Source organism: Dietzia sp. E1 (assembly GCF_014145015.1).
In the GTDB taxonomy this organism is placed as follows: Bacteria; Actinomycetota; Actinomycetes; order Mycobacteriales; family Mycobacteriaceae; genus Dietzia; species Dietzia cinnamea_A.
Genome location: NZ_JAALDU010000555.1, coordinates 1 through 1,493 on the forward strand (window position 1 = coordinate 1; position 1,493 = coordinate 1,493).

Annotated in this window: 1 protein-coding gene; it reads left to right on the forward strand. The window is 70.7% G+C overall.

The features are described from left to right. Positions 1–1,493 (forward strand): heavy metal translocating P-type ATPase (locus G6030_RS15475; RefSeq protein WP_182643724.1); only part of this gene is annotated, 1,493 nt, incomplete at both ends.

Here is a 1,493-nt window from a genome sequence, read left to right on the forward strand (position 1 = left end):
TGGCGGCGCTGCTGCCGGATGAGGCCGAGAAGGTCGACGGCGAGAACGTCATCACCGTTGCCCCGGCCGAGCTGCAGGTCGGGGACGTGGTGATCGTCCGCCCCGGGGCGTCGGTACCCGCCGACGGCAAGATCATCGACGGCTCGGCCAGCATGGACGAATCTATGGTCACCGGCGAATCCCAGGCGGTCCGCCGCGATACCGGCGACCACGTCGTCGCCGGCACGGTGGCCACCGACTCGGGCCTGCGCGTCGAGGTTACCGCCATCGGTCAGGACACAGCGCTGGCTGGGATTCAGAAACTGGTCACCGACGCCCAGGCCTCGTCCTCTCGCGCTCAGCGCCTCGCCGATGCCGCCGCCGGGTGGCTGTTCTGGTTCGCCCTCGCCTCGGCCGTGATCACCGCCGTCGTCTGGAGCGTGCTCGGCCTGCCGGATGCGGCGGTGGTGCGCACGGTCACCGTGCTGGTCATCGCCTGCCCCCACGCACTCGGCCTGGCGATCCCGCTGGTGGTGTCGATCGCCACCGAACGCGCCGCCCGCGGCGGCGTCCTGATCAAGGACCGAATCGCGCTCGAGTCGATGCGCACCGTCGACGCCGTCCTGTTCGACAAGACCGGCACCCTGACCAAGGGCGAACCCACCATCACCGGAATCAAAGCGATAGACGGGCACACCGAGAACGAGGTGCTCGCCCTGGCCGCCGCGGCGGAGAGCGACAGTGAACACCCACTCGCCAGAGCCGTCGTCGGGGCCGCCCGGGCCCGGGACCTCACCATGTCGACGGCGACCGACTTCTCCTCCTCCCCGGCCGTGGGCGTGAGGGCCACGGTGGGCGGCACCGTGGTCGAGGTCGGCGGCCCCTACCTGCTCGATCAGCACGGACGCGACGAACTGCCCGTCGCCGACCAGTGGCGCGACGAGGGCGCGATCATCCTGCACGTCCTCGCCGACGGCCGGGTGATCGGCGCACTGCGGCTGGCCGACGAGATCCGGCCCGAATCCCGCGCGGCCGTCGACGCCCTGCACGATGCTGGAGCTCTCGTCGTCATGATCACCGGCGACGCGAAAGCCGTGGCCGACACCGTCGCCGCCGACCTCGGCATCGACCGCGTCTTCGCCGGGGTCCGGCCCGAAGACAAGGCCGCCAAGGTCGCCGAACTCCAGTCCGAAGGCAAGAAGGTCGCCATGGTCGGCGACGGCGTCAACGACGCCCCCGCCCTGGCCCAAGCCGACGTGGGCATCGCCATCGGCGCCGGAACCGATGTCGCGATCGGCTCCGCCGGGGTCATCCTGGCCTCATCCGACCCCAGAGCGGTGCTGTCGGTCATCGAACTGTCCCGGGCCAGCTACCGCAAGATGAAACAGAACCTGTGGTGGGCGGCCGGCTACAACCTCGCCGCCGTGCCCCTGGCCGCAGGTGTCCTCACCCCGATCGGGTTCGTACTGCCCATGAGCGTCGGCGCCATCCTCATGTCCGCCTCCACCGTCGTC